This is a genomic window from Anabaena sp. FACHB-595 (assembly GCF_048568275.1).
Taxonomy (GTDB): domain Bacteria; phylum Cyanobacteriota; class Cyanobacteriia; order Cyanobacteriales; family Nostocaceae; genus Trichormus.
On record NZ_CP183473.1, the window covers coordinates 1143965 to 1165497 of the forward strand.

General features: G+C 43.5%; 14 protein-coding genes, 1 pseudogene and 1 riboswitch. Of the genes and pseudogenes, 7 read left to right on the forward strand and 8 right to left on the reverse strand.

The genetic code is table 11. The features are described from left to right. Positions 1-135: 135 nt before the first annotated feature. Positions 136-792, reverse strand: coding sequence for a hypothetical protein (locus tag ACN222_RS04870; RefSeq protein ID WP_044520791.1), 657 nt, complete (start codon positions 790-792; stop codon positions 136-138). A 155-nt stretch (positions 793-947) separates the two neighbouring features. Next, positions 948-2051 (reverse strand): D-alanine--D-alanine ligase family protein, encoded by a 1104-nt coding sequence (locus tag ACN222_RS04875; RefSeq protein ID WP_044520792.1) that lies wholly within the window; start codon positions 2049-2051, stop codon positions 948-950. A 317-nt stretch (positions 2052-2368) separates the two neighbouring features. Between ACN222_RS04875 and ACN222_RS04880 the strand changes: the two genes are divergently transcribed. After that, positions 2369-3217, forward strand: coding sequence for a lysophospholipid acyltransferase family protein (locus tag ACN222_RS04880; protein ID WP_010995155.1), 849 nt, complete (start codon positions 2369-2371; stop codon positions 3215-3217). Between the two features lie 190 nt (positions 3218-3407). Here ACN222_RS04880 and thiC read toward each other — a convergent pair whose 3' ends face one another. The 4 genes from thiC to ACN222_RS04900 all read right to left on the reverse strand — a co-directional run bounded on the left by thiC (position 3408) and on the right by ACN222_RS04900 (position 8552). Then, complete coding sequence (thiC, locus tag ACN222_RS04885) at positions 3408-4781, reverse strand: phosphomethylpyrimidine synthase (RefSeq protein WP_010995156.1); 1374 nt, start codon at positions 4779-4781, stop codon at positions 3408-3410. 7 nt (positions 4782-4788) lie between these two features. Next, positions 4789-4885: riboswitch (TPP riboswitch) on the reverse strand. A gap of 131 nt (positions 4886-5016) precedes the next feature. Beyond that, the gene (locus ACN222_RS04890; RefSeq protein WP_010995157.1) at positions 5017-6099 is read right to left on the reverse strand and encodes a M4 family metallopeptidase; all 1083 of its coding nucleotides are present in this window, start codon (positions 6097-6099) and stop codon (positions 5017-5019) included. A gap of 414 nt (positions 6100-6513) precedes the next feature. Further along, positions 6514-6969, reverse strand: a complete 456-nt coding sequence (locus ACN222_RS04895) for an EVE domain-containing protein (RefSeq protein ID WP_010995158.1) — start codon at positions 6967-6969, stop codon at positions 6514-6516. Between the two features lie 374 nt (positions 6970-7343). Then, entirely contained in the window at positions 7344-8552 is a 1209-nt protein-coding gene (locus ACN222_RS04900) for a 4-hydroxy-3-methylbut-2-enyl diphosphate reductase (protein ID WP_010995159.1), read from the reverse strand. Positions 8553-8803: 251 nt separating this feature from the next. Here ACN222_RS04900 and ACN222_RS04905 point away from each other — a divergent pair, with 251 nt between their 5' ends. Together ACN222_RS04905 and ACN222_RS04910 are read left to right on the forward strand one after the other, a co-directional pair. Next, positions 8804-9772 (forward strand): sodium-dependent bicarbonate transport family permease, encoded by a 969-nt coding sequence (locus ACN222_RS04905; RefSeq protein WP_010995160.1) that lies wholly within the window; start codon positions 8804-8806, stop codon positions 9770-9772. 4 nt (positions 9773-9776) lie between these two features. Then, positions 9777-10088 (forward strand): P-II family nitrogen regulator, encoded by a 312-nt coding sequence (locus ACN222_RS04910; RefSeq protein ID WP_010995161.1) that lies wholly within the window; start codon positions 9777-9779, stop codon positions 10086-10088. A 30-nt stretch (positions 10089-10118) separates the two neighbouring features. On the opposite strand, the gene nagA is transcribed toward ACN222_RS04910, so the two are convergent. Then, a complete protein-coding gene (nagA, locus tag ACN222_RS04915; RefSeq protein WP_010995162.1) occupies positions 10119-11318 on the reverse strand; it encodes an N-acetylglucosamine-6-phosphate deacetylase in 1200 nt (399 codons plus the stop codon). A 112-nt stretch (positions 11319-11430) separates the two neighbouring features. Between nagA and purE the strand changes: the two genes are divergently transcribed. The 4 genes and pseudogenes from purE to ACN222_RS04935 all read left to right on the forward strand — a co-directional run bounded on the left by purE (position 11431) and on the right by ACN222_RS04935 (position 17837). After that, a complete protein-coding gene (gene purE, locus ACN222_RS04920; RefSeq protein WP_010995163.1) occupies positions 11431-11958 on the forward strand; it encodes a 5-(carboxyamino)imidazole ribonucleotide mutase in 528 nt (175 codons plus the stop codon). Positions 11959-12579: 621 nt separating this feature from the next. Beyond that, on the forward strand, positions 12580-14046 hold the full coding sequence (locus ACN222_RS04925) for an ammonium transporter (RefSeq protein WP_044520794.1): 1467 nt from the start codon (positions 12580-12582) through the stop codon (positions 14044-14046). A gap of 422 nt (positions 14047-14468) precedes the next feature. Then, entirely contained in the window at positions 14469-16025 is a 1557-nt protein-coding gene (locus ACN222_RS04930) for an ammonium transporter (protein ID WP_010995165.1), read from the forward strand. A 458-nt stretch (positions 16026-16483) separates the two neighbouring features. Then, positions 16484-17837 (forward strand): annotated as a pseudogene (locus ACN222_RS04935) (ammonium transporter). 206 nt (positions 17838-18043) lie between these two features. On the opposite strand, the gene ACN222_RS04940 reads toward ACN222_RS04935, so the two are convergent. Next, positions 18044-21253, reverse strand: coding sequence for a HEAT repeat domain-containing protein (locus ACN222_RS04940; protein WP_010995167.1), 3210 nt, complete (start codon positions 21251-21253; stop codon positions 18044-18046). Positions 21254-21533 lie beyond the last annotated feature (280 nt).

Sequence of the window (21533 nt, forward strand, 5' to 3'; positions counted from 1 at the left end):
TATCACGAACCATAACAGAACTTGCCAACAAGCAATCGTGGTAATTGGTAATCAGTAATGGATAAAGGGTTTTCACCATTACCCATTACTGACAAGAGCAACCATATATCTTCGGTATTCCAGCCTCATACCAACTTATGAGGAATATTGTTGTAGAATTGCCGTCAAAGAATTATGTTTACGCCAATCTAACAACTCAACTAAAGACTCTTTGCTGTCATCAAACGGACTTCTCTGTTCTGCTGGTAAAACTGTCAACAGAGGTTTTTTGGTAGCCTGCATGGAATTTATTGGTTGCAATGTTGGTCTGGGGACAAACATTGGTTGAGTTTTGAGAATTGGCTGTTGCTGCTGTTGGGTACGGGATGATGTCGATAAAGCTTGATGAGAAATAGCCTCTCGTTTCTGAATTTTAGGACGCTGTATTGGCTGGTTGAGTAAACGGAAAATAATTAAGCAGCCACTAGCACAACTGAGGGCGATCGCTGCTACCATCCACAAAGGTAGAGGATTGCCATTTTCTGTGTCAGCAATGATTGGCTGCTCAATCACAGCCACTGGTTCTGCTTCTAAATGTTCCACATCACCCACATGGACTAGGCTATACAAGGCCATGCCAGCACTTCCCATCAGTGTTGTGAAGATCCCAGCCAATAAAAGTAAGGGATGACGTGTCAGCAGATAGATAAAAATTTTGTAGCTACTAATTGCTACGGACTTACTACTTTTTAGCACTGCTGTATGTCTTGTTTCCTGATTTAGCTCATGCTTTATGCTCTGATTGTTTTCCATGATCACTTTCAGATTGTTTCCCCTCTAGTTCACGATTGTACTAAAAGGGAGAGCCATCAGGTATCCGTAGCCGATTTAGCTATTTTAGTAGTCTTTTTGTGCCATTTAGGCTACAAAATTTATTTTTCTGTTGACGGTTGACGGTTGACCAATGACTAATGACTAGGATTATGTCTTTCTATAGCCAGTTGAACTAACTTATCCACCAATTCTGGAAAGGGGATGCCACTATGGGCCCAGAGTTGGGGATACATACTGGTAGCGGTGAAACCTGGTAGGGTGTTGATCTCATTAATCAACACTTCTCCTGTAGCTTCCACGTAGAAAAAGTCTACTCTGGCTAACCCGGCAGCGTCAACAGCTGCGAAGGCTTGTAAAGCCATGTTTTGAATTTGACGGCTGATGTCATCGGGAATAATGGCAGGAATCAGTAAATCTGCTTTACCTGCCGTATATTTGGTTTCGTAATCATAAAAGTCACTATTAAAGGTAATTTCGCCGACTGTGGAAGCTTGGGGTTGGTCGTTACCTAAAACAGCACATTCTACTTCCCTGGCTGCTACTCCAGCTTCGATAATAATTCGGCGGTCATAATTAGCGGCATTATCTAAAGCATCTTCTAATTCTTGGCGCGATCGCACTTTAGAAATTCCTACAGAAGAACCAAGGTTAGCTGGTTTGACAAAACAGGGATAACCTAAACTCGCCTCAATTTCATCGCATAATTTGGGAAATACGCAAGGATTTGACCAAATTTGCGCTCTGGTGACAGCCTTATATTTTACTTGGGGTAGTCCAGCTTGCTCAAAAGCCATCTTCATGGCTATCTTATCCATCCCCAGTGCTGAACCCAAAACGCCAGAACCGACGAAAGGAGTTTGCATTAAGGTGAGTAACCCCTGAATTGTCCCATCTTCACCATTAGGCCCGTGGAGAATGGGAAACCACACATCTACTTCCGCAACTTGGGAAGGTGATTGCCAACGTTCGAGGGTTTGTTGTTGGGAGTTTACGAGATTATTTTCTGCTGGTGAGGAGTTTGATGATTCTAATAGAGGCGCACCCGATTTCAAAACCTGTTGTGGGGCTTCTCCTGCTAGCCAACGCCCATCCTTGTGGATATAAAACGGCAATATTTCATACTTACTAGCATTTTCTCCTGCACTTAGGGCTGAAGCGATCGCCCGTGCGGAACTTATAGAAACTTCATGTTCTCCAGAACGACCGCCAAATAACAATCCCACCCTCAATTTACTCATCTTCTGTACCTTTACACTCCCGACGCTGATAGCGTATCACAACCTGTTCAAGTTGCTGTAATTTTGTCAGTTGTTAGTGGTTCGTGGTCAGTGGCAAAAAATGTTTTAGGATCGTTCACAACAAAGCTTTGAAACTAAGGGACGACGCTGATGACTGATGAATGTTGACTGTTGACTACTAGTACACCTCGGCGTAAATAAGCAGACCGTTCTAAACTAGCGAAACGCTTACGCTGTATTCATTTTGAATTTTGAATTTTGAATTCCGCCTTGCGGTACTAGTACCTTTTTAATTCTCAGTTTGTTAATATGCCTGAATGTCACAAAAGCAACATCCCCAAAACACAAAACTTGGATGGTCTCTAGAAGAGCGAGATCCAGAGTTTATTAAATCTGTTATGCCCCTCTTGGGCTTTTTCTACCATTATTATTTTCGCGTGCAAACTAGTGGCTGGCATCACATCCCACCACAGGGAAAAGTCTTAATTGTCGGTTCCCACAATGGTGGACTGGCAGCCCCTGATATGTTGATGATGATGTATGACTGGTTTCGCCGATTTGGAGCAGAGCGACCAAGCTATGGTCTGATGCACCCCAGCGTTTGGCAAGTTACCCCAGCATTAGCGCAGGTAGTAGCGAAAACGGGAGCTGTTATTGCTCATCCCAAAATGGCTTACACAGCTTTGCGCTCTGGAGCTAGTTTATTAGTGTATCCAGGAGGAGCAGAAGATGTTTTCCGACCCCATTCTTTACGTAATAAAATCTATTTTGCGGGAAGACAAGGATTTATCAAGTTAGCACTTAGAGAAAACGTCCCCATTATTCCAGCAATTTCCTGTGGCGCTCACGATACATTGATTGTGCTGGCTGATATATATAACCTTGTCAAGCAGCTACATGATAGGGGAATGCCTTGGTTATTTGGTGTTGACCCGGTCGTATTTCCCATTTATCTCGGCTGGCCTTGGGGATTATCTATTGGCCCACTACCTAATATTCCTTTTCCTGTATCCATACACACGCGGGTTTGCCCGCCGATTGTATTTGAACGTTATGGAAGAGAAGCCGCAAGCGATCGCCAATATGTCGATGAATGCTACAACTTGGTTGTGAGTAAGATGCAGCAAGAGTTAGACGAGCTAGTATTATTCAGCCAAAAGCAATAAAGTCGGGGATGATTACTTAAGCAATTGCATTAAAGCAAAGGAACGCGGAGGACATCGCAGAAGAACACAAAGTTTTCTCCCCGCTCCTCTCTCTTGAAAAGTTTCCTACAGAGGGAAACCCTCCTTCTCCTGACGGAGACGCTACGCGAACAGAACTTTTCGCTGCGTTTACCTCAGCGCCCCTCTGCGTTTACCCTTGAGTTACTGGTTCCTTCGCCAAAAACTTCTCAAGTTCTGTCAACGCATCAGCATCAACCTTGGTTTGCATAGGACAGAACTTAGGCCCACACATAGAACAGAACTCAGCAGTTTTGTAAATATCTGCTGGTAAAGTTTCATCGTGGTATTCCTTCGCTCTTTCTGGGTCGAGTGATAATTCAAACTGACGGTTCCAGTCGAAGTTATAACGGGCTTTGGAGAGTTCATCGTCTCTGTCTCTTGCACCTGGGCGATGTCTGGCAATGTCGGCTGCATGGGCTGCTATCTTGTAAGCAATCAAGCCATTGCGGACATCTTCAGCGTTGGGTAGTCCCAAGTGTTCTTTTGGTGTAACGTAGCACAGCATAGCTGTACCGTACCAACCAGCCATCGCCGCACCAATGGCAGAAGTGATGTGGTCGTAACCAGGGGCGATGTCTGTTACCAATGGCCCTAACACATAGAATGGTGCTTCAGAACACTCTTCCATCTGCTTTTTGACGTTGAACTCAATTTGATCCATTGGGACGTGTCCAGGCCCTTCTACCATCACCTGTACATCGTGTTCCCAAGCTTTGCGGGTGAGTTGTCCCAGGGTTTTGAGTTCGGCTAACTGGGCATCATCAGAAGCATCATGAGTACAGCCAGGGCGGAGGGAATCTCCTAAACTGAAGGAAACATCGTATCTCTTGAAAATTTCAATGATGTCGCCAAAGTGGGTGTAAAGTGGGTTTTGTTTGTGGTGATGGAGCATCCACCGCGCCAAAATCCCACCCCCACGGGAAACAATCCCAGTGATACGGCTTCTAACTAAGGGTAAATGTTCTATCAAAATTCCCGCGTGGATGGTTTGATAGTCTACCCCTTGCTGGGCGTGTTTTTCGATGATGTGCAGAAAATCGTCTGGGGTCAGGTTTTCAATTGTGCCGTGGACGCTCTCCAATGCTTGGTAGACTGGTACTGTACCGATGGGAACGGGGGAAGCGTTAATGATGGCGGTACGAATTTCATCTAAGTTACCCCCACCTGTGGATAAGTCCATAACGGTATCCGCACCGTACTTAACTGCCAAGTTCAGCTTATCAACTTCCTCTTGAAGATTGGAAGAGTTGGGGGAAGCACCGATATTAGCATTTACCTTACATTTAGAGGCGATGCCAATTGCCATTGGCTCTAAATTAGTGTGATTAATATTAGCTGGGATAATCATTCTTCCCCGCGCTACTTCCTCACGAATGAGGTCAGCCGGCAGATTTTCCCGTCGGGCGACATACTGCATTTCTTCGGTAATGACCCCCTGACGTGCATAGTGCATTTGAGTTACATTACCTTGCCCACGTCGTTTAGCAACCCATTCTGTCCGCATATGAAATTCCCTCAATAAACAGCTTCCCTTCGCTGGTATTACCCAGTCTCAGGTGTTAAGGGTGTAATCTCAGCCTGTTAGTGCAAGCACCCCTAGCATGGATGTAGTTTACCACCTTGTTTATGACTGGGGGCAATGGGGTTAACAATTTATGAGGATGTGAAATGATTAGGGTGTGTGGGTGGCAATGTCGGTATTAAACTTTGCATAGAACTCTTCACTAATGTCATACGAATTAACTCAAAACTCCCACCTGTTTCCAAGCATTCTGTACGGCTTGATGTTCTAGGCTACCGTCGCCATAGAGTTCGCTAGCAACTTGGATAGTGACATCAGCAGCCTTGATAAAATCAGCTTTAGCACGTAAGCGATCGCGCAAAGCAATATACCAGATTTTACCAGCTTTCTCCCAAGCATAACCACCAATCTCTACTGCTGCTAGATAAAAAGCACGATTGGGAATCCCTGAATTGATATGTACTCCACCATTATCTGCCCAGCCTGTATATTGGTCTTTTACATGACCTGGTTGGGGATCTTTTCCTAGAATGGGGTCATCATAGGCTGTCCCCGGTTCTTTCATGGAACGGACACCAACACCTTTGACTTTGGGCATTAATAAAGCATCACCAATCAGCCAATCAGCTTCTTCAGCCTTCTGATTGTTTACCCTTTGTTTTACCAAAGCACCAAACACATCAGAAAAAGATTCATTCAAAGCCCCTGGTTCGCCGTAATATATCAATCCTGCCTCGTATTGAGTTATACCATGAGTTAGTTCATGGGCAATAACATCAATTGACTTGGTAAAGCGATCAAATAATTCACCATCACCATCACCATAAACCATCTGATCGCCATTCCAAAAGGCGTTTTCGTATTTAATACCAAAATGGATTGTAGAATCTAAACGTAGTCCTTTGTCATCGATGGAATTGCGTTCAAATATTTCGTAGAACAGGTCATAAGTAGCTCCAGCCCCATCATAAGCTTCATTTACTGCCACATCGCTGCTAGGGGGATCACCTTCAACACGTACTATTTTTCCTGGCAATTGTTCACTGTTTTGAGCATCGTAAATAGTACGACTTTTCTCACCAGGAGAAGGAGATAAAAAGAGGTTGCCAATGATGTTTCTTCGTCCACGCAATTGGGCTGAAACATTTAATGTTTGAAAAGCCCAATTTCTTTGCAGTGGTGTACCATTCAGGGCAACATTTTCTAATATATGTGGTGGAATGACACAGCAAATAGGACATCTAGTATTGAGTGTATGATCACATTTCAATCTAGATGATTTATTCTTATTTCTAGCCATCTAATCTATTCTCCTGAAAGAATTCAGCATTAAAAAAGGAGAGGAAATAAGGTAGATGGCAATTCCCTGGTTAATAGTTTGATGAACCGTTTCTAATCTTTATTTTCCAATATCTTGATAAAAAGTAAACAGTACCTCTAAAGAGCGATCGCAGATACAATATTATGTGGAAATACATATATTTTGAGTTTCTTAATAGTTAATAAACTCAGAAATAAAGCATATTATGTATTCACACCAGATATTTTTTAGGCATGGCAAAGCTTAGAGTTCATCCACTATAGAAATAAGGCATGATTTACCACGCAATAATGATATGGCTGTTGACCGTTGACCGTTGACAGATTTAGTAAAAACTAAGTATATATACTTCATTAATGCCAATTAGGGACTTCTCCAAAAACCTCTAATAATTTAGGTATTTTTCATTGCCAAAATCTTCTGTGCTACGGAGTCGGAAACAGGCATCACCGATAATCTGTTTCCTTGTTTTACAACCATCAACTCCTCTGAACTAAACTTCTCTTTGAGAATTGTTAATGAGATGGAATCAGAAAAATTTTCTACAAATTCTACTAATACTGTTTGCCAACGTGGGGTTTCTGGAGTTGATTTTGGGTCGTAGTATTCACTGCTGGAGTCAAACTGAGTAGGATCGGCAACATCTGTTTTGACCACACGCATTAACCCAACAATACCCGGAGGATTGGTATTAGAATGGTAGAAAAAAACTAAGTCTCCTGGTTGCATTTGTCGCATAAAATTGCGAGCTTGATAATTACGGACACCATCCCAAATAGTCTGATTATCTTTTTGTAGATGAGTAATGCCATAAACTTCTGGCTCTGATTTCATTAACCAATAATTCATCGAGTTAATATTTTTAGAATAAATTGTATATATAGCTGTATGACGGTTGTCTGTTGACAGAATTAAAGTCCTTTTATTGTCAGGATTTTGTCTTAGCTTGATGTCCTAATCTATCTGGACACGGCTATATCAGAAATAACAGTAGAATGAGCAAGTATAGATATGCGTTAAAGTGCAACTCTCAACTTTATTGTGCAGTGCGTGTCAGTTGTTATCTGAATATTTTGTCTGAGCGATATTTTTTGTAGCCAGGCAAAATTGAAGGGTTCAAAGAAGGGTGTAAATGTTTAAAATCCTTACACCCCTATACCCCTATACCCTTATAACCAGTCTCAACAGACAATCTGGGTACGTAAGTCCTACCTTATTAAGGTCTAAAATACTGCTGCTGTTGCTTTCAACGCAAAAATTTTCTCAATCACATCTTCCACTACTTTATCTGGTGTAGAAGCTCCCGAAGTAACACCCACAACAATTTTTCCTGCGGGTAACCAGTTTTCTGTTGTTACTAATTCTCCATTTAATTGCCGATGTTCGATGGAATTTATCGATTTAATTCGCTCCACCACATCGATGTGATAAGAAGGCAGTCCACGTTCTTGAGATATTTGTTGCAATTGGGTGGTGTTAGATGAATTAAAACCGCCAATGACAATCATTAAATCTAAATTTTCTTGTACTAATTCCAGCATTGCATCTTGACGTTCTTGGGTAGCGTCACAGATGGTATTAAAACTTTGAAAATGTTGATTTAATTCTACAGGCCCATACTTTTGTAACATGGTATGCTCAAACAGCTTACCAATTTGCTCAGTTTCGCCTTTAAGCATGGTTGTTTGGTTAGCAATACCGACTCGTTCTAAATCTCTATCAGGGTCAAATCCTGCGGAACAAGCTTTGGCAAATTTTTGTAAGAATTCCTCTCGATTGCCACCATGAAGAATGTAGTCAGCGACATATTGAGCTTCTTTTAAATTTAAGACGATTAAATATTTGCCAGCAAAAGAACTAGTAGCAATAGTCTCTTCGTGCTTGTATTTGCCATGAATGATTGAGGTGTGATCGCCTTTTTTGTGCTTTTCTACCGTATTCCAAACTTTTGACACCCAAGGGCAAGTAGTGTCAACAATTTTGCAACCTTTCTCGCTGAGTAGCTGCATCTCTTGAACACTAGCGCCAAAAGCAGGGAGGATGACCACATCATTATTGCCTACAACAGAAAAGTCTTTGTTACCAGCCTCAACAGGGATAAATCCTACCTGCATCTCCTGCATTCGTTGATTTACAGAGGGATTGTGAATAATTTCATTGGTAATCCAAATACGTTCTGTGGGGAAATGCTTGCGAGTTTCGTAAGCCATAGCTACAGCACGTTCCACACCCCAGCAAAAACCAAAAGCTTGGGCTAGTCGGATAGTGACATCGCCTCTTTGCAGAGTGTAATTGCGATCGCGTATTTCCTGAATTAAGCTACTCTGATACTCAGACTGCAATTGGGTAGCTACTTCCGCCTGATGACCGAAACCCTTACGGTTGTAATTTTCAGAATGTTGTAGTGTACGCTTAAAAGTTTTTGTATCCATTGTTGTTGTATTTTTTAATATCTTCTCTTTCTGATTCTCTCGCGCCAAGAGGCCTTTTAGTTGAAGAGATCCTGAGGTTAACCATAAAAAATTATAAAAGAAGGCAGGAAGAAGGGACTCAACTCCTGAGATATGTGACACCTAATTGACATCAGGTAACGATACACGCTACATCATGAGTCAAACATGAAAATTTCAAAGATGAAAAATTTCTTGAATTACCGACTTCATCAGTATGTGGAGGGGGGGAAATGGATGTCAGCTTGATCATGTCAAACATCCTGAATCCGCCAGTACTCTTTTTCTTTCTGGGAATGCTTGCTGTTTTTGTCAAGTCGGATCTGGAAATTCCTGCGCCTATACCTAAAGCCTTATCGCTTTATTTGCTATTCGCCATAGGTTTTAAAGGAGGAGTAGAACTAATTAAAAGTGGGGTGACTCAGGAAGTGGTCTTCACGCTTCTGGCGGCGATGTTAATGGCCTGCTTTGTTCCCATTTACACGTTCTTTATTTTAAAACTGAAACTGGATACTTACGATGCGGCGGCGATCGCTGCCACTTACGGATCTATAAGTGCTGTTACCTTCATCACCGCCAGCACCTTTTTAAGTGAGTTGGGGATTGCTTTTGATGGTTACATGGTCGCAGCCCTCGCCCTGATGGAATCTCCAGCCATTATTGTTGGTCTGATCTTGGTCAATCTCTTCACCGTTGATGAAAAGCGAGAATTTGCCTGGTCAGAGGTTTTACAAGAAGCATTTTTGAATAGTTCCGTCTTTTTGTTAGTTGGTAGCCTCTTCATTGGCTTCTTAACAGGAGAACATGGTTGGCAAGTCTTAGAACCCTTTACACAAGGGCTATTTTACGGCGCTCTCACCTTCTTTCTCTTAGATATGGGATTAGTGGCAGCCAGAAGAATTAAAGACTTGCAAAAAACAGGATTTTTCCTGATTTTATTTGCCATACTAATTCCAATACTCAATGCAGGCATTGGCTTACTAATTGCCAAATTCATTGGTATGCCGGCGGGCGATTCTCTATTATTTGCTGTGTTGTCCGCTAGTGCTTCTTACATCGCCGTCCCAGCAGCTATGCGGTTAACTGTTCCAGAAGCCAACCCCAGTCTGTATGTTTCTACCGCTTTGGCCGTGACATTTCCGTTCAACATTATTGTGGGCATCCCATTATACCAATACGGAATTAACCTATTTTGGAGGTAATAATATGCAGCTAGTTAAAAAGATAGAAATTATTGCCAATGCCTTTGAATTGAGCAAAATCTTAGAAAGTTTAGACAAATCTGGAGTGCATGGTCATGCGGTCATCCGGAATGTTGCTGGTAAGGGATTACGAGGAACGACAGAAGATTTAGATATGACAATGCTCGACAACGTTTATATTATTGCGTTTTGTCAGCCAGAGTATATCAAACCAGTAGCGGAAAATATCAAACCCCTGCTCAATAAATTTGGCGGTACTTGTTATATCTCTGATGTGATGGAAATTCGCTCTGTAAAATGCGTTGCTTCCTTATAAAAGCAATTCGCAATCAATATTGGCTTTCTTTTAGCTGAACAATCGCTGCCATGTAAGTTTTTTTGTATGACTATCCCAATGCCAGCGCAATAAATTGGCAGGTTGACCCGGTTTCATTCCTGGCAAACCAATTGCCTTCCTTGGGGCATCAGTAGCAAGTACCAGTGCAGTTTCCACATCGCAAATTTCCCAATTCACCAAGTTTTCCACCCCTACTAATAAAGGTAAGGTTGTGCCTGATAATGTGCCATCTGGTAGCCGTGCAGTACCCCCTTGAACTTCTATTTGCCGACTATCCCAAGGATACACACCATCGGGTAGCCCTAAGGGAGCGAGGGCATCACTAACGAGAAATATTCCTTGAGTGGCACGGAGTAGGATTTGCAACATGATAGGCGAAACGTGCTGACCGTCGGCAATAAAACCACACATGACATGAGGATTAGTCATAGCTGCCCCCAAGAGTCCAGGTTCGCGGTGATGTAAGGGAGGCATGGCATTGAAGGCATGAGTTACCATTGTTGCACCCAACGCAAAAGCATTTTGGGCTTGGTTAGCCGTTGCCTGAGAATGTCCTAAACTAACCGTGATTCCTAAAGAACGTAAATATGGGATGACTTCTCCCGTAGGATCTAACTCTGGCGCTAAGGTGATGACTTTAACAATATGGGCGTAATCTCCCAAAACCCGTTGGACTTCTTCTATTGTCAGAGGTAATAAATACTCGGCTGGGTGAGCGCCCCGCTTTTGATAGTTTAAGAAGGGGCCTTCTAGATGTACGCCTAAAATCTGGGAACCAGGTTGTGTGGTAGAGATAAAATCAGCAATAACAGCAAGCGATCGCTGGATATTTTCCACTGAAGTTGTCACCAGTGTAGGTAAAAATCCATCTACTCCCACATCCCATAAAAATTGGCAAATTTTCCCCAAAAAGTGGGCATTCTCAGCCGCCAAATCAGGAAAAGCCAAGCCCAAAGCACCGTTAATTTGCAAATCAACGCCACCCAAAGAAATCCAATCTCCAGCCACATCTATTATTTGTAAGTCTGGTGACGCAACTCTGTTAAATCCAGTCCCCATCGGCAATATTTGTTCAATTATGCCCCCCTGATTCACCACAAGCATCTGTAAATCTTGGTAGCCAGGGACTTTAGCATTAATAATATCTGTAGGCTTGTGTATGGTAGTCGGTAATTGGTAATCGGTAATTGTTAATTGGTAATTGCTCATAAGTTACCTCCCTATCCCCTCATTCGTTGAATAGTAACTCTATGTGAGATGATAATTGCACCTACACCTTTATATGTGGGTAAAAATTTTGAATTTTGAATTTTGAATTATTATGGCTCCCTTGGTTGGCATTATTATGGGCAGCGATTCAGATTTGCCCACAATGAAAGAGGCGATCGCTATTTGTGAGGAATTTGGTGTAGAAAATGAAGTGGCGATCGTTTCAGCCCATCGCACCCCAGAACGGATGGTGGAATATGCCCAAACAGCCCATCATCGGGGTATTAAGGTGATTATTGCTGGTGCTGGTGGTGCCGCCCATCTTCCCGGCATGGTAGCATCTTTAACTCCTCTACCAGTGATTGGTGTGCCAGTCGCTACACGAAACTTACAAGGTGTGGATTCTTTATATTCAATTGTACAAATGCCTGGGGGTATTCCTGTGGCTACGGTGGCGATCGGTAACGCCAAAAATGCTGGACTATTAGCTGTGCAAATCCTCGCTACTCAACAGCCAGAATTATTAACTAAAGTCCAAGCATACCGTCAAAACCTATCTGAATCAGTAATAACAAAGCAAGCAAAGTTAGAACAACTAGGTTACAAGCAGTATTTGGAACAGGAAATATCTGGAAAATAGACAATGGGAACTGATGGGACAAAGGGGACTGGGGACAAGGAGAAACAAAGCTTTTGCCTTTGCGCGCTTCTTCATCCACGGGAGGTGTAGCCATAATTATTTGCTTAGGTAGGGAACAGGGAACAAAAAGAAAGGCAGGTATATCTGTACCGACTTTTTTCATCAATCAAATACAAGTCCTATATATCTCGGAGTTATTAACAGAAACTTATTTTTTTTATTTAAACTTAATAATTCTCTATCCGATGGGAGTTGATTATGGTGAAACGTTGACTTTACCGAGAATTCCCGTATTTAATTTGACCAGGCATGGCGCATAAAATTTGTCTAAACGAAAAAAATGTATTAACTAATACAGAATTAATGTTTAGGTAAATAGACAATCAATCAAATTTATTGATAAGTTAACCGAACAGCAACTTTCATAACAGAAATTAGTCACGCAATTTCTTAAACCTCAGATTTTGATTCTTAAGATGAGAAGTTGGGGTAGTTTTCGGGAAACCTCAATAAAAATTTTGACCAAATCTTGTCTACGTTATTTAGTTCACCTAAGCACAAAGGGTAAGTCTGCTACTACTAACATCAATTATGGCTATAAACACAGGAAAAAATAAGCTGATGAATAGGCATATTCGACCCTGGCAACGCCTATTGGTGTTAGCGATTGGCTCAATGGTATTTGCTGTTTTTGCACCGACAATTGTGCAAGCGGTAGATACTCCTACCCTAGAATCTTTATCAGAAACTACCATCAAACTGCAAATTTCCATTGATACTACTTGGGTATTACTTTCTGGGTTTTTAGTATTTTTCATGCAAACCGGCTTCGCCATGTTAGAAGCTGGTTTAGTTCGCCAAAGAAGTGTAGTTAACACCCTACTAGAAAATTTCATTGACGCTGCTGTCACGGTTTTGGCATGGTGGGCGGTGGGTTTTGGTATCGCATTTGGTACAAGTGCAGGTGGTTTGTTTGGTATAGATACATTCTTTCTCAGCCAGTTACCGGGTGCTGATGGTAGCTACCCATTAGGCGCACCAGGTTCTACAGCTGCTATTAACACCTATACTTTGTTCTTTTTCCAGTTTGCCTTTGCTGCTACTGCCAGTACCATTACTACTGGTTCAATGGCTGGCAGAACCGACTTTATAGGTGACTTAATTTATAGTGCGATCATGGGTGCTATTAGCTACCCAATTATCGTGCATTGGGCTTGGAACTCCAATGGTTGGTTAGGCAAACTCAGTTACCATGATTTCGCAGGTGGTTCAATTGTTCATACCGTAGGTGGCTGGACAGCATTAGTTGGGGCATATTTGCTTGGGCCTCGTCCCGACCGTCCTCCTTGGGGAAAACTACCACCAGCCCATAACTTAGCCTTGGCAACTTTGGGAACGATGATTCTCTGGTTTGGCTGGTATGGGTTTAACCCTGGTTCAACCCTTGGTACTGCTAATCCGGGGTTGATTGGGTTAGTAACTATCAACACCACATTAGCAGCAGGTGCTGGCGCACTAGCAGCATTAATCTTTCTGTATGTTCGTACAGGTAAGTGGGATTTAGTTTATTGTCTCAATGGTTCTCTAGCTGGTTTAGTCGCAATTACAGCACCTTGTGCTTATGTGGCTCCTTGGGCTTCTGTACTAATTGGTTTAACGGGGGGGATTGCGGTTGTATTAGGAGTGAGTTTAATTGAGTCACTCCACATCGACGACCCAGTGGGAGCATTTTCAGTCCACGGTATCAGTGGCATGATGGGTACTCTCTCCATAGGCTTTTTAGGACAAGAGGAACTCACTCTCAATCAAAAAGCAGGACTATTGCTAGGTGGTGGGTTTGATCTGCTGGGTATCCAAATGCTGGGGATAGTGGCGATTACGGTTTTCACAGTCGCTTTTGCCTTTCTGATGTATGGTGGCCTCAAAGCTATGGGACACTTACGTGTTAATGCTGAAGCAGATCGTATTGGTATTGATACTTATGAACATGGTGCTTCAGTGTGGCCTGATGTTTACTCAGTTGAAGAGTTGAGCAAACCACAAGAACATACAAAAATTTCTGAAAATAAAACTTTAGAGGGGGAATAAAATGGCAAATCTGTTCAATATTTTATCTGACCAATCTTTACAGAAGTTTTTTGGAGAAGATATTGACAATGTGAGGCGATCGCTCCTCTAAATCGTCAAATTTTGTTCATTAAAGACTCAATGAAGGAGACATGAATAATTGGAAAAACAATCTATAATAAATTTTTCAGAATTCCTGAAAATAATATTTACAAAAGTGCCATCAATTTTCTAAACTCCTACTTAGGTCAATTAAATTTCCCATTTGTAAATTTGTGATGTCAATAAAGAATAGCAAATAACCACTTAATTTCACCTAAGTAGTCTTTCTTTGTAAACTCCTCACACAAGAACTGATGAGAAAGAGTCTAGAAACTAGGAACTCAGTACTCATTACTTTCTTTTGCTGTTAAAGATAGTTGGAAGGTTAGCAATTCGGACTCATGTACCAACAGAAATCAAGAACAAGAAATAGGCGCTTTTCTACCAGAAATTACGCTAAAAGTAGACAATCTAACTCGCAAATCCAGATATTCAATCTAGTCAAAAAACTCTCTCCCAGTTGGCAAGCTTGTATACCTCTGGCTTGTTTGATTGTTTTGGGTTGGAGTTATGTGGCAGTTGCTCAAGCCCCAGCCGCAGGGCCGACAACAGCAGAACTAAAAGTTGCGCTTGACACCCTATGGGTAGCGATCGCCGCTTTCTTAGTATTCTTTATGAATGCTGGTTTTGGTATGTTAGAAACCGGCTTCTGTCGTCAGAAAAATGCTGTTAACGTTCTTGCCAAAAACTTAATCGTGTTCGCCCTGGCAACCGTTGCCTTTTGGGCAATTGGTTTTGGGTTAATGTTCGGTGATGGCAATGATTTCATTGGCTTCAATGGGTTGTTTCTCTCAGGAGTAGATAACAGCCCGGCAACAGGTGATGCTTATAAAGGTGTCTTCAGCGCTTTAAGTTGGGCTGGCGTACCTTTAGCCGCAAAATTTTTATTCCAGTTGGTGTTTGCTGGTACTGCGGCAACAATTGTCTCTGGTGCAGTTGCCGAAAGAATCAAGTTTGTTGACTTCTTGATTTTCAGCCTTTTACTTGTAGGTATCGCCTACCCGATTACCGGACACTGGATTTGGGGCGCTGGTTGGTTAGCCAAGGCTGGTTTTTGGGACTTTGCTGGTTCTACAGTGGTTCACTCAGTTGGCGGTTGGGCAGCTTTGATGGGAGCTGCATTTCTGGGTCCTCGTATTGGTAAATATCAAGATAAGCAAATTGTGGCTTTACCTGGTCACAACATGAGTATTGCTACCTTGGGCTGCTTGATTCTGTGGTTAGGTTGGTTTGGTTTCAACCCTGGTTCTGTCATGGCTGCTGACCCCAATGCTATTACTCACATTGCTTTAACAACTAACATGGCTGGTGCCGTTGGTGGTATTGCTGCTACTGCTACCGCTTGGCTGTACTTAGGTAAACCAGACCTGTCAATGATTATTAATGGCATTTTGGCTGGTTTAGTTGGTATTACCGCATCTTGCGCTTATGTGAGCATTCCTAGTTCTATTATTATCGGTTTGATTGCCGGAGTCATAGTAGTTTTCTCTGTGACCTTCTTCGACAAACTAGGTATTGATGACCCAGTAGGAGCAACTTCAGTTCACCTTGTTTGTGGTGTTTGGGGTACTCTTGCGGTTGGTTTATGGTCGGTTGGCCCTGGTGTTTACTCTTGGTATGGTGAGGGACTTGGCCCAACCAAGGGTTTATTTGCAGGTGGCGGTTTAGGACAGCTGATTACTCAATTCTTAGGTGCTGCCGCAGTAGGTGGTATGACTGTACTCGTCAGTAGCATTTTCTGGGTAGTACTGAAAGCTACTTTGGGTATTAGAGTCACCAGAGAAGAAGAATTGGAAGGCTTGGATATCGGCGAACACGGTATGGAAGCCTACAGTGGATTCCTGAAAGAAGCTAGTCCTGGTGGATTTGCAGAAGGCAAGACATCTGACGGCTATTAAAGGGGTTGATTACAAAACTACCTAATCAATCCTCTATTTAGAATTTATAACCCCGATTTCTCCAAGAAATCGGGGTTTTTTAATTTAGCTTCCTATATAGCTGTTGCCAGTAGTGTTAGGACATCAATAGATGATACAACCTAGACATAACAAGACTTTTCACCTAGTACCCAGTTCCTAGTCCCTAGCTGTAAGTACGGAAGGGTTTAATTGATGAGTAAATCATTGAAAAATACAGAGTAATTGATTAACGGCATCTCCAGAAAGAATTATTTTTTGATTAAAATTTGCGGAAAGATAAATCAGAGTAGCTTGCAAGACAAAAATCTTTGGCTAAAAGTAATGAAATGTAACTAAGTATACAAGGTTACATTTCATCAGGGAGTGGGAACATAGACGTGTTTCAGAAAATTTTGATAATTGGGGTGAGTACCCTACTACTGCTGACAAGTCCCATCATGGGTAATGCTTGGGCGCAAGTCCCAGGGACGACTCCACCTGCTGATACGGGAGATACGGCATTTATGCTGATTTCAGCAGCCCTAGTCTTGCTGATGACACCAGGATTAGCATTTTTTTATGGTGGTTTCGTCCGAATCGCGCAATATTCTCAATACATTGATGATGAGCTTTGTATTGATGGCGATTGTGGGCGTTACCTGGGTTTTATGGGGTTATAGTCTGTCGTTTGCCCCAGGGCTGCCATTTATTGGTGGTTTACAGTGGTTTGGGTTAAACGGTGTGGGGCTAGAAACCACAGGTTATCTGCAAGGTTCCGAGCCTGCGAATGTGGTTTCCTATGCCGGGACGATTCCCCATCAGGCATACATGATATATCAAGCCATGTTTGCCATTATCACCCCAGCTTTAATTTCTGGTGCGATCGCCGAACGAATGAGTTTCCGTGCCTATTGCCTATTTGTGCTACTGTGGTCAACCTTTATTTACACGCCTCTAGCCCACATGGTTTGGGCAAAAGGTGGATTCTTAGGTTTGTATGGCGGCTTAGGTGCGCTCGACTTCGCCGGCGGTACAGTAGTTCATATTAGCTCTGGGGTTTCTGCCCTCGTCGCCGCAATAGTCCTGGGGCCAAGGAAAACCCATCCCGATCGCCTCAGCCCTCCCCACAACGTAACATTTATTTTGTTGGGTGCTGGCTTGCTATGGTTTGGCTGGTTCGGTTTTAACGCTGGGAGTGCCTTATCAGTTGCTAGCAGCACTTCTGGCAGTTTCATCACTAATCCAGCTACAACTGCCTTTGTTGCCACCAACACCTCAGCCGCAGCCGGAGCTTTAATGTGGCTAATTCTAGAAGGAGTATTACGCGGTAAACCCACCGCCGTAGGTGCAGCTACAGGCGCAGTTGCCGGTTTAGTAGGTATAACCCCAGCCGCCGGCTTTGTCACCCCTCTAGCGTCAATTTTGATAGGTTTTATCACAGCTTTTGTTTGCTTTTATGCCGTAAGTTTCAAACACAAGCTAAATGTTGATGATGCCTTAGATACCTACCCGGTGCATGGTGTTGGTGGAACAGTTGGCGCAATTCTCACAGCTTTCTTTGCCACCGCCGAAGTTAACTCAGGTGGTAAAAACGGCGTACTCAAGGGTAATTTTGGTGAACTAGGTGTGGAACTAGCCGCCATTGTCATCGCCTATGTAATTGCAGCAGTTGGTACTTGGATAATCTTGAAGATTATTGATGCTACCGTTGGCTTACGGGTGAAAGAAGAAGCAGAATACCAAGGTTTGGATATCAGCGAACACGGAGAAGAAGCATATAACTCCGAGTTTAGCGATCGCATCGTACCGTAAAAACTTAGTCGTAACCCAAAAATGTTTTGACAACTGATACTTTGGGTGACGCTCCTCACATCGCTACCGCTACGCTAAAACCAATTGCTTATGGGGAAACCCCCTTGGCGTAGCCCCGCGTTGGGGAGAGGTACCCTGTGGGTAGGCTTACACCATCGTAAGAGAAGCAAGCTATGGAGAGGGGTCATTTGTCATTGAATTCCCAATTACCTTGTCCGTAATAACTGCACAAAGGTATTACTCACCGTATTGTCTTTAGTATCTGCGGCGTATTGAATCAACTTCTCCCGCAATTCCTTGGCTGCATCTATTGGAAGTAGGCTAGCTAACAGGAAGTAAACACCACGAAAGCGGGGGTCGCCCATTCTATCTACTAGTAGTGTTTCCGCTTCATCGCTATTGCCGAGGAAGTTCTGCACTAGGAAAAAGTCCATGATTTTATCGTGGCGGAAATACCATTCTTTCTTGGCTTCCCCTTTATCATCTTGCCATTGACGGCTGACTACCATCTTATATTTCTCATCTTCCAAAGACATAACGACTTGATAAAATTCATCGGCGGGTAAGGCTTGTTTGTCGTCGATACGCATTTGGTAGACGGCGGCGGAGAATTTTTTTAAAGGAAATTCTTGCTTCCATTCCTTCAGGTATTCAGCCGCTATTAAATTGTATTGCTGTTCTTGCAGGCGGAATAAGTTGGGATGTTGACCTTGGGATAACATCAGGGCTACCACGGTTAAATCCATTGGGTTGGAGAGAATACGCCTGGCTGCTTTTAATTCTTCCTCTGGTTGCTGAGTTGTGAGGACTTCTTTTAAATAATTAATACAGGCTTGTTCGTAATCAGCACCCTGAATTTTGGCATCCTTGGGCAGTCGTGGTTCACGGGAGAGCAAGAACTCTTGAATTTGGTTTGGTTCTAGGGGTTGTAGGTAGTAGGTTTTGGCCGTTGAGGGTGGTGTCCATTCTAGGGGCTGGGTAGTCATGATAATGTTGCCCCGGAAATAGCTTTCCACAAACTGGCAGATTTTGGCTCTGGTGTCGGCGGTGACTTCGTTGAGTCCGTCGATGCAGATATCTATTGCACCACTGTAAATCAGGTTTTTCAGGAAGTCGGCATCTTGGGCTTGGCCGTGTAGCTTGTCTTGGATGGCTTCAATTACGCCTTTATGGCATTTTTGGGCGGGGAGATAAACGACGATGCGCGGGGAGTTGTGCAACAGATGGCGGAGAAACATCGATTTACCTAAGCCGGAATCCCCTTCTAAGATGATTTGCCCCTTGATGCTGGGGAGGGCGGCGGTAACTGGGGAGATTTCGCCTGTACCGGGAACTTTGACTCTGGATTCTGGGAAGTAGCCTTTGTCATTAAAGTTATCTAAGCCGGCATCGGCTAGGAGGGAGGGTTTGAAGGGTTCAAATAATTTACGGCGGAAGGGGGGAAACCAGGTGAGGAGAAAGCCGACGTAACCCACGCCTAAGATGCGGCGTACCCAAGGGTTCCAGAAGAAGATGGCTTGGATTTGGGGAAATTTGGGGTAAGCGAAGATGAGGGCAAGCCAGAAAGTAGCGTGTGTGAGGATGGTGATTCTGGCGTTGAAAAACCACTGCCAACCCTTGAGGTTGACTATGACTGATTGCAGTGAATCAGCTTCGCTGTATCCGGCTTTTTTCAGGTTGTGGTAGTGAGTTTCTAATAGGAGAATATCTTGTGGTTGCCAAGGAGTTTTTCTGGCGACTAGAGCGATTTGTTTTGCTAAGTCTTCCCGTAATCGAGTTAACCCTTGGCTAGGTTCCCAGGCTTGGGCGAAAATTGTCAGAGTTTTCTTACCTTCATTGTGGCTTAATGAAGCAGGAATTGTTTTAGTGTCGGGAAAACCCAGCCATGTTAGCAGCGTTTTCACTTCTTCAGTGCCGCCACCCAGAAAATAGGTTAAAAATCTCCACTGTGCAAATTCTGATTGACCAGCGTAATAAATGCTATCGAGAATTACAACGATATTATTCAGGTTGAGTTGTTCTATCTTGCCCAATCCCTCTGCTGCAACGTAACGAACATAACTGTCAACGGATTTATCCTTGAGGAAGTCGAGGATGTCTTTGAGGTAGGGTTTGGCAGCCTCCCCCAGATTTGCCAATGCCTCTGCTGCACCAGAACGAGCATTAGTGTCAACGGATTTATCCTTGAGGAAGTCGAGGATGTCTTTGAGGTAGGGTTTGGCAGCCTCCCCCAGATTTGCCAATGCCTCTGCTGCACCAGAACGAACACTACTGTCAACGGATTTATCTTTGAGGATATCAGCGATGTCTTTGACGTAGGGTTTGGCAGCCTCCCCCAGATTTCCCAATGCCTCTGCTGCATCTCTACGAACATAACTGTCAACAGATTTATCTTTGAGGATATCAGCGATGTCTTTGACGTAGGGTTTGGCAGCCTCCTCCAGATTTCCCAATGCCACTGCTGCACCGGAACGAACACTACTGTCAACGGATTTATCTTTGAGGATATCAGCGATGTCTTTGACGTAGGGTTTGGCAGCCTCCTCCAGATTTCCCAATGCCACTGCTGCATCTCTACGAACATAACTGTCAACGGATTTATCCTTGAGGAAGTCGAGGATGTCTTTGAGGTAGGGTTTGGCAGCCTCCCCCAGATTTCCCAATGCCACTGCTGCACCAGAACGAACACTACTGTCAACGGATTTATCTTTGAGGATATCAGCGATGTCTTTGACGTAGGGTTTGGCAGCCTCTTCCAGATTTCCCAATGCCACTGCTGCATCTCTACGAACATAACTGTCAACGGATTTATCCTTGAGGAAGTCGAGGATGTCTTTGAGGTAGGGTTTGGCAGCCTCCCCCAGATTTCCCAATGCCACTGCTGCACCTCTACGAACATTACTGTCAACGGATTTATCCTTGAGGAAGTCGAGGATGTCTTTGAGGTAGGGTTTGGCAGCCTCCCCCAGATTTGCCAATGCCACTGCTGCACCAGAACGAACACTACTGTCAACGGATTTATCTTTGAGGAAGTCGAGGATGTCTTTGAGGTAGGGTTTGGCAGCCTCCTCCAGATTTCCCAATGCCACTGCTGCATCGGAACGAACACTACTGTCAACGGATTTATCCTTGAGGATTTGGGCAGTTTTCTTAGCGATATCTTCCGGCTTCTGACCAACAGATTTTAACTTTTGCAGGTCATACTCAACTAATTTACTCAGTGCATATCTCTTAACTTCGTTATATCCATCATCAAGGGCAGCTACTATGCCATTAATCTGCCACGCTGTCGGCTGGGGTTTGGGCTGTTCCTTTGCACTCACCCAAGGTAGGCAGAGTAGGAAAGAAAGGATGAAGGCTAAAGAATAAAGAATGTAGCGAGAAGGCTGGCGATGATGGCGGAGAGTTGTGACCATGTTGGGGGCAAGGTGGCAGATTACACGCGCTTATGAGTAATATATCAGGCTTACTTAGAATAATTATGCCTACGGTGTACATATATCTGAGTGCTAGGTACAGAATGTGGTTTGATCCCCCTAAATCCACGCCACTTGCTACAAGTCGGCAAAGCCGCCCAACGCAGTGGCTCCCCTTAAAAAGGGGGACTTTAATTCTTGTTCCCCCCTTTTTTAAGGGGGGTTAGGGGGGATCAAAACGTTATGGTGCTAAGTTATTAGACTTGTGTATACACCGTAG

Bases quoted from the DNA above. Each gene is read 5' to 3' on its own strand.
- ACN222_RS04870 (WP_044520791.1), bottom strand. From the start codon at position 792: ATGGAAAACAATCAGAGCATAAAGCATGAGCTAAATCAGGAAACAAGA.
- ACN222_RS04875 (WP_044520792.1), bottom strand. From the start codon at position 2,051: ATGAGTAAATTGAGGGTGGGATTGTTATTTGGCGGTCGTTCTGGAGAA.
- ACN222_RS04880 (WP_010995155.1), top strand. From the start codon at position 2,369: ATGTCACAAAAGCAACATCCCCAAAACACAAAACTTGGATGGTCTCTA.
- thiC (WP_010995156.1), bottom strand. From the start codon at position 4,781: ATGCGGACAGAATGGGTTGCTAAACGACGTGGGCAAGGTAATGTAACT.
- ACN222_RS04890 (WP_010995157.1), bottom strand. From the start codon at position 6,099: ATGGCTAGAAATAAGAATAAATCATCTAGATTGAAATGTGATCATACA.
- ACN222_RS04895 (WP_010995158.1), bottom strand. From the start codon at position 6,969: ATGAATTATTGGTTAATGAAATCAGAGCCAGAAGTTTATGGCATTACT.
- ACN222_RS04900 (WP_010995159.1), bottom strand. From the start codon at position 8,552: ATGGATACAAAAACTTTTAAGCGTACACTACAACATTCTGAAAATTAC.
- ACN222_RS04905 (WP_010995160.1), top strand. From the start codon at position 8,804: ATGGATGTCAGCTTGATCATGTCAAACATCCTGAATCCGCCAGTACTC.
- ACN222_RS04910 (WP_010995161.1), top strand. From the start codon at position 9,777: ATGCAGCTAGTTAAAAAGATAGAAATTATTGCCAATGCCTTTGAATTG.
- nagA (WP_010995162.1), bottom strand. From the start codon at position 11,318: ATGAGCAATTACCAATTAACAATTACCGATTACCAATTACCGACTACC.
- purE (WP_010995163.1), top strand. From the start codon at position 11,431: ATGGCTCCCTTGGTTGGCATTATTATGGGCAGCGATTCAGATTTGCCC.
- ACN222_RS04925 (WP_044520794.1), top strand. From the start codon at position 12,580: ATGAATAGGCATATTCGACCCTGGCAACGCCTATTGGTGTTAGCGATT.
- ACN222_RS04930 (WP_010995165.1), top strand. From the start codon at position 14,469: ATGTACCAACAGAAATCAAGAACAAGAAATAGGCGCTTTTCTACCAGA.
- ACN222_RS04940 (WP_010995167.1), bottom strand. From the start codon at position 21,253: ATGGTCACAACTCTCCGCCATCATCGCCAGCCTTCTCGCTACATTCTT.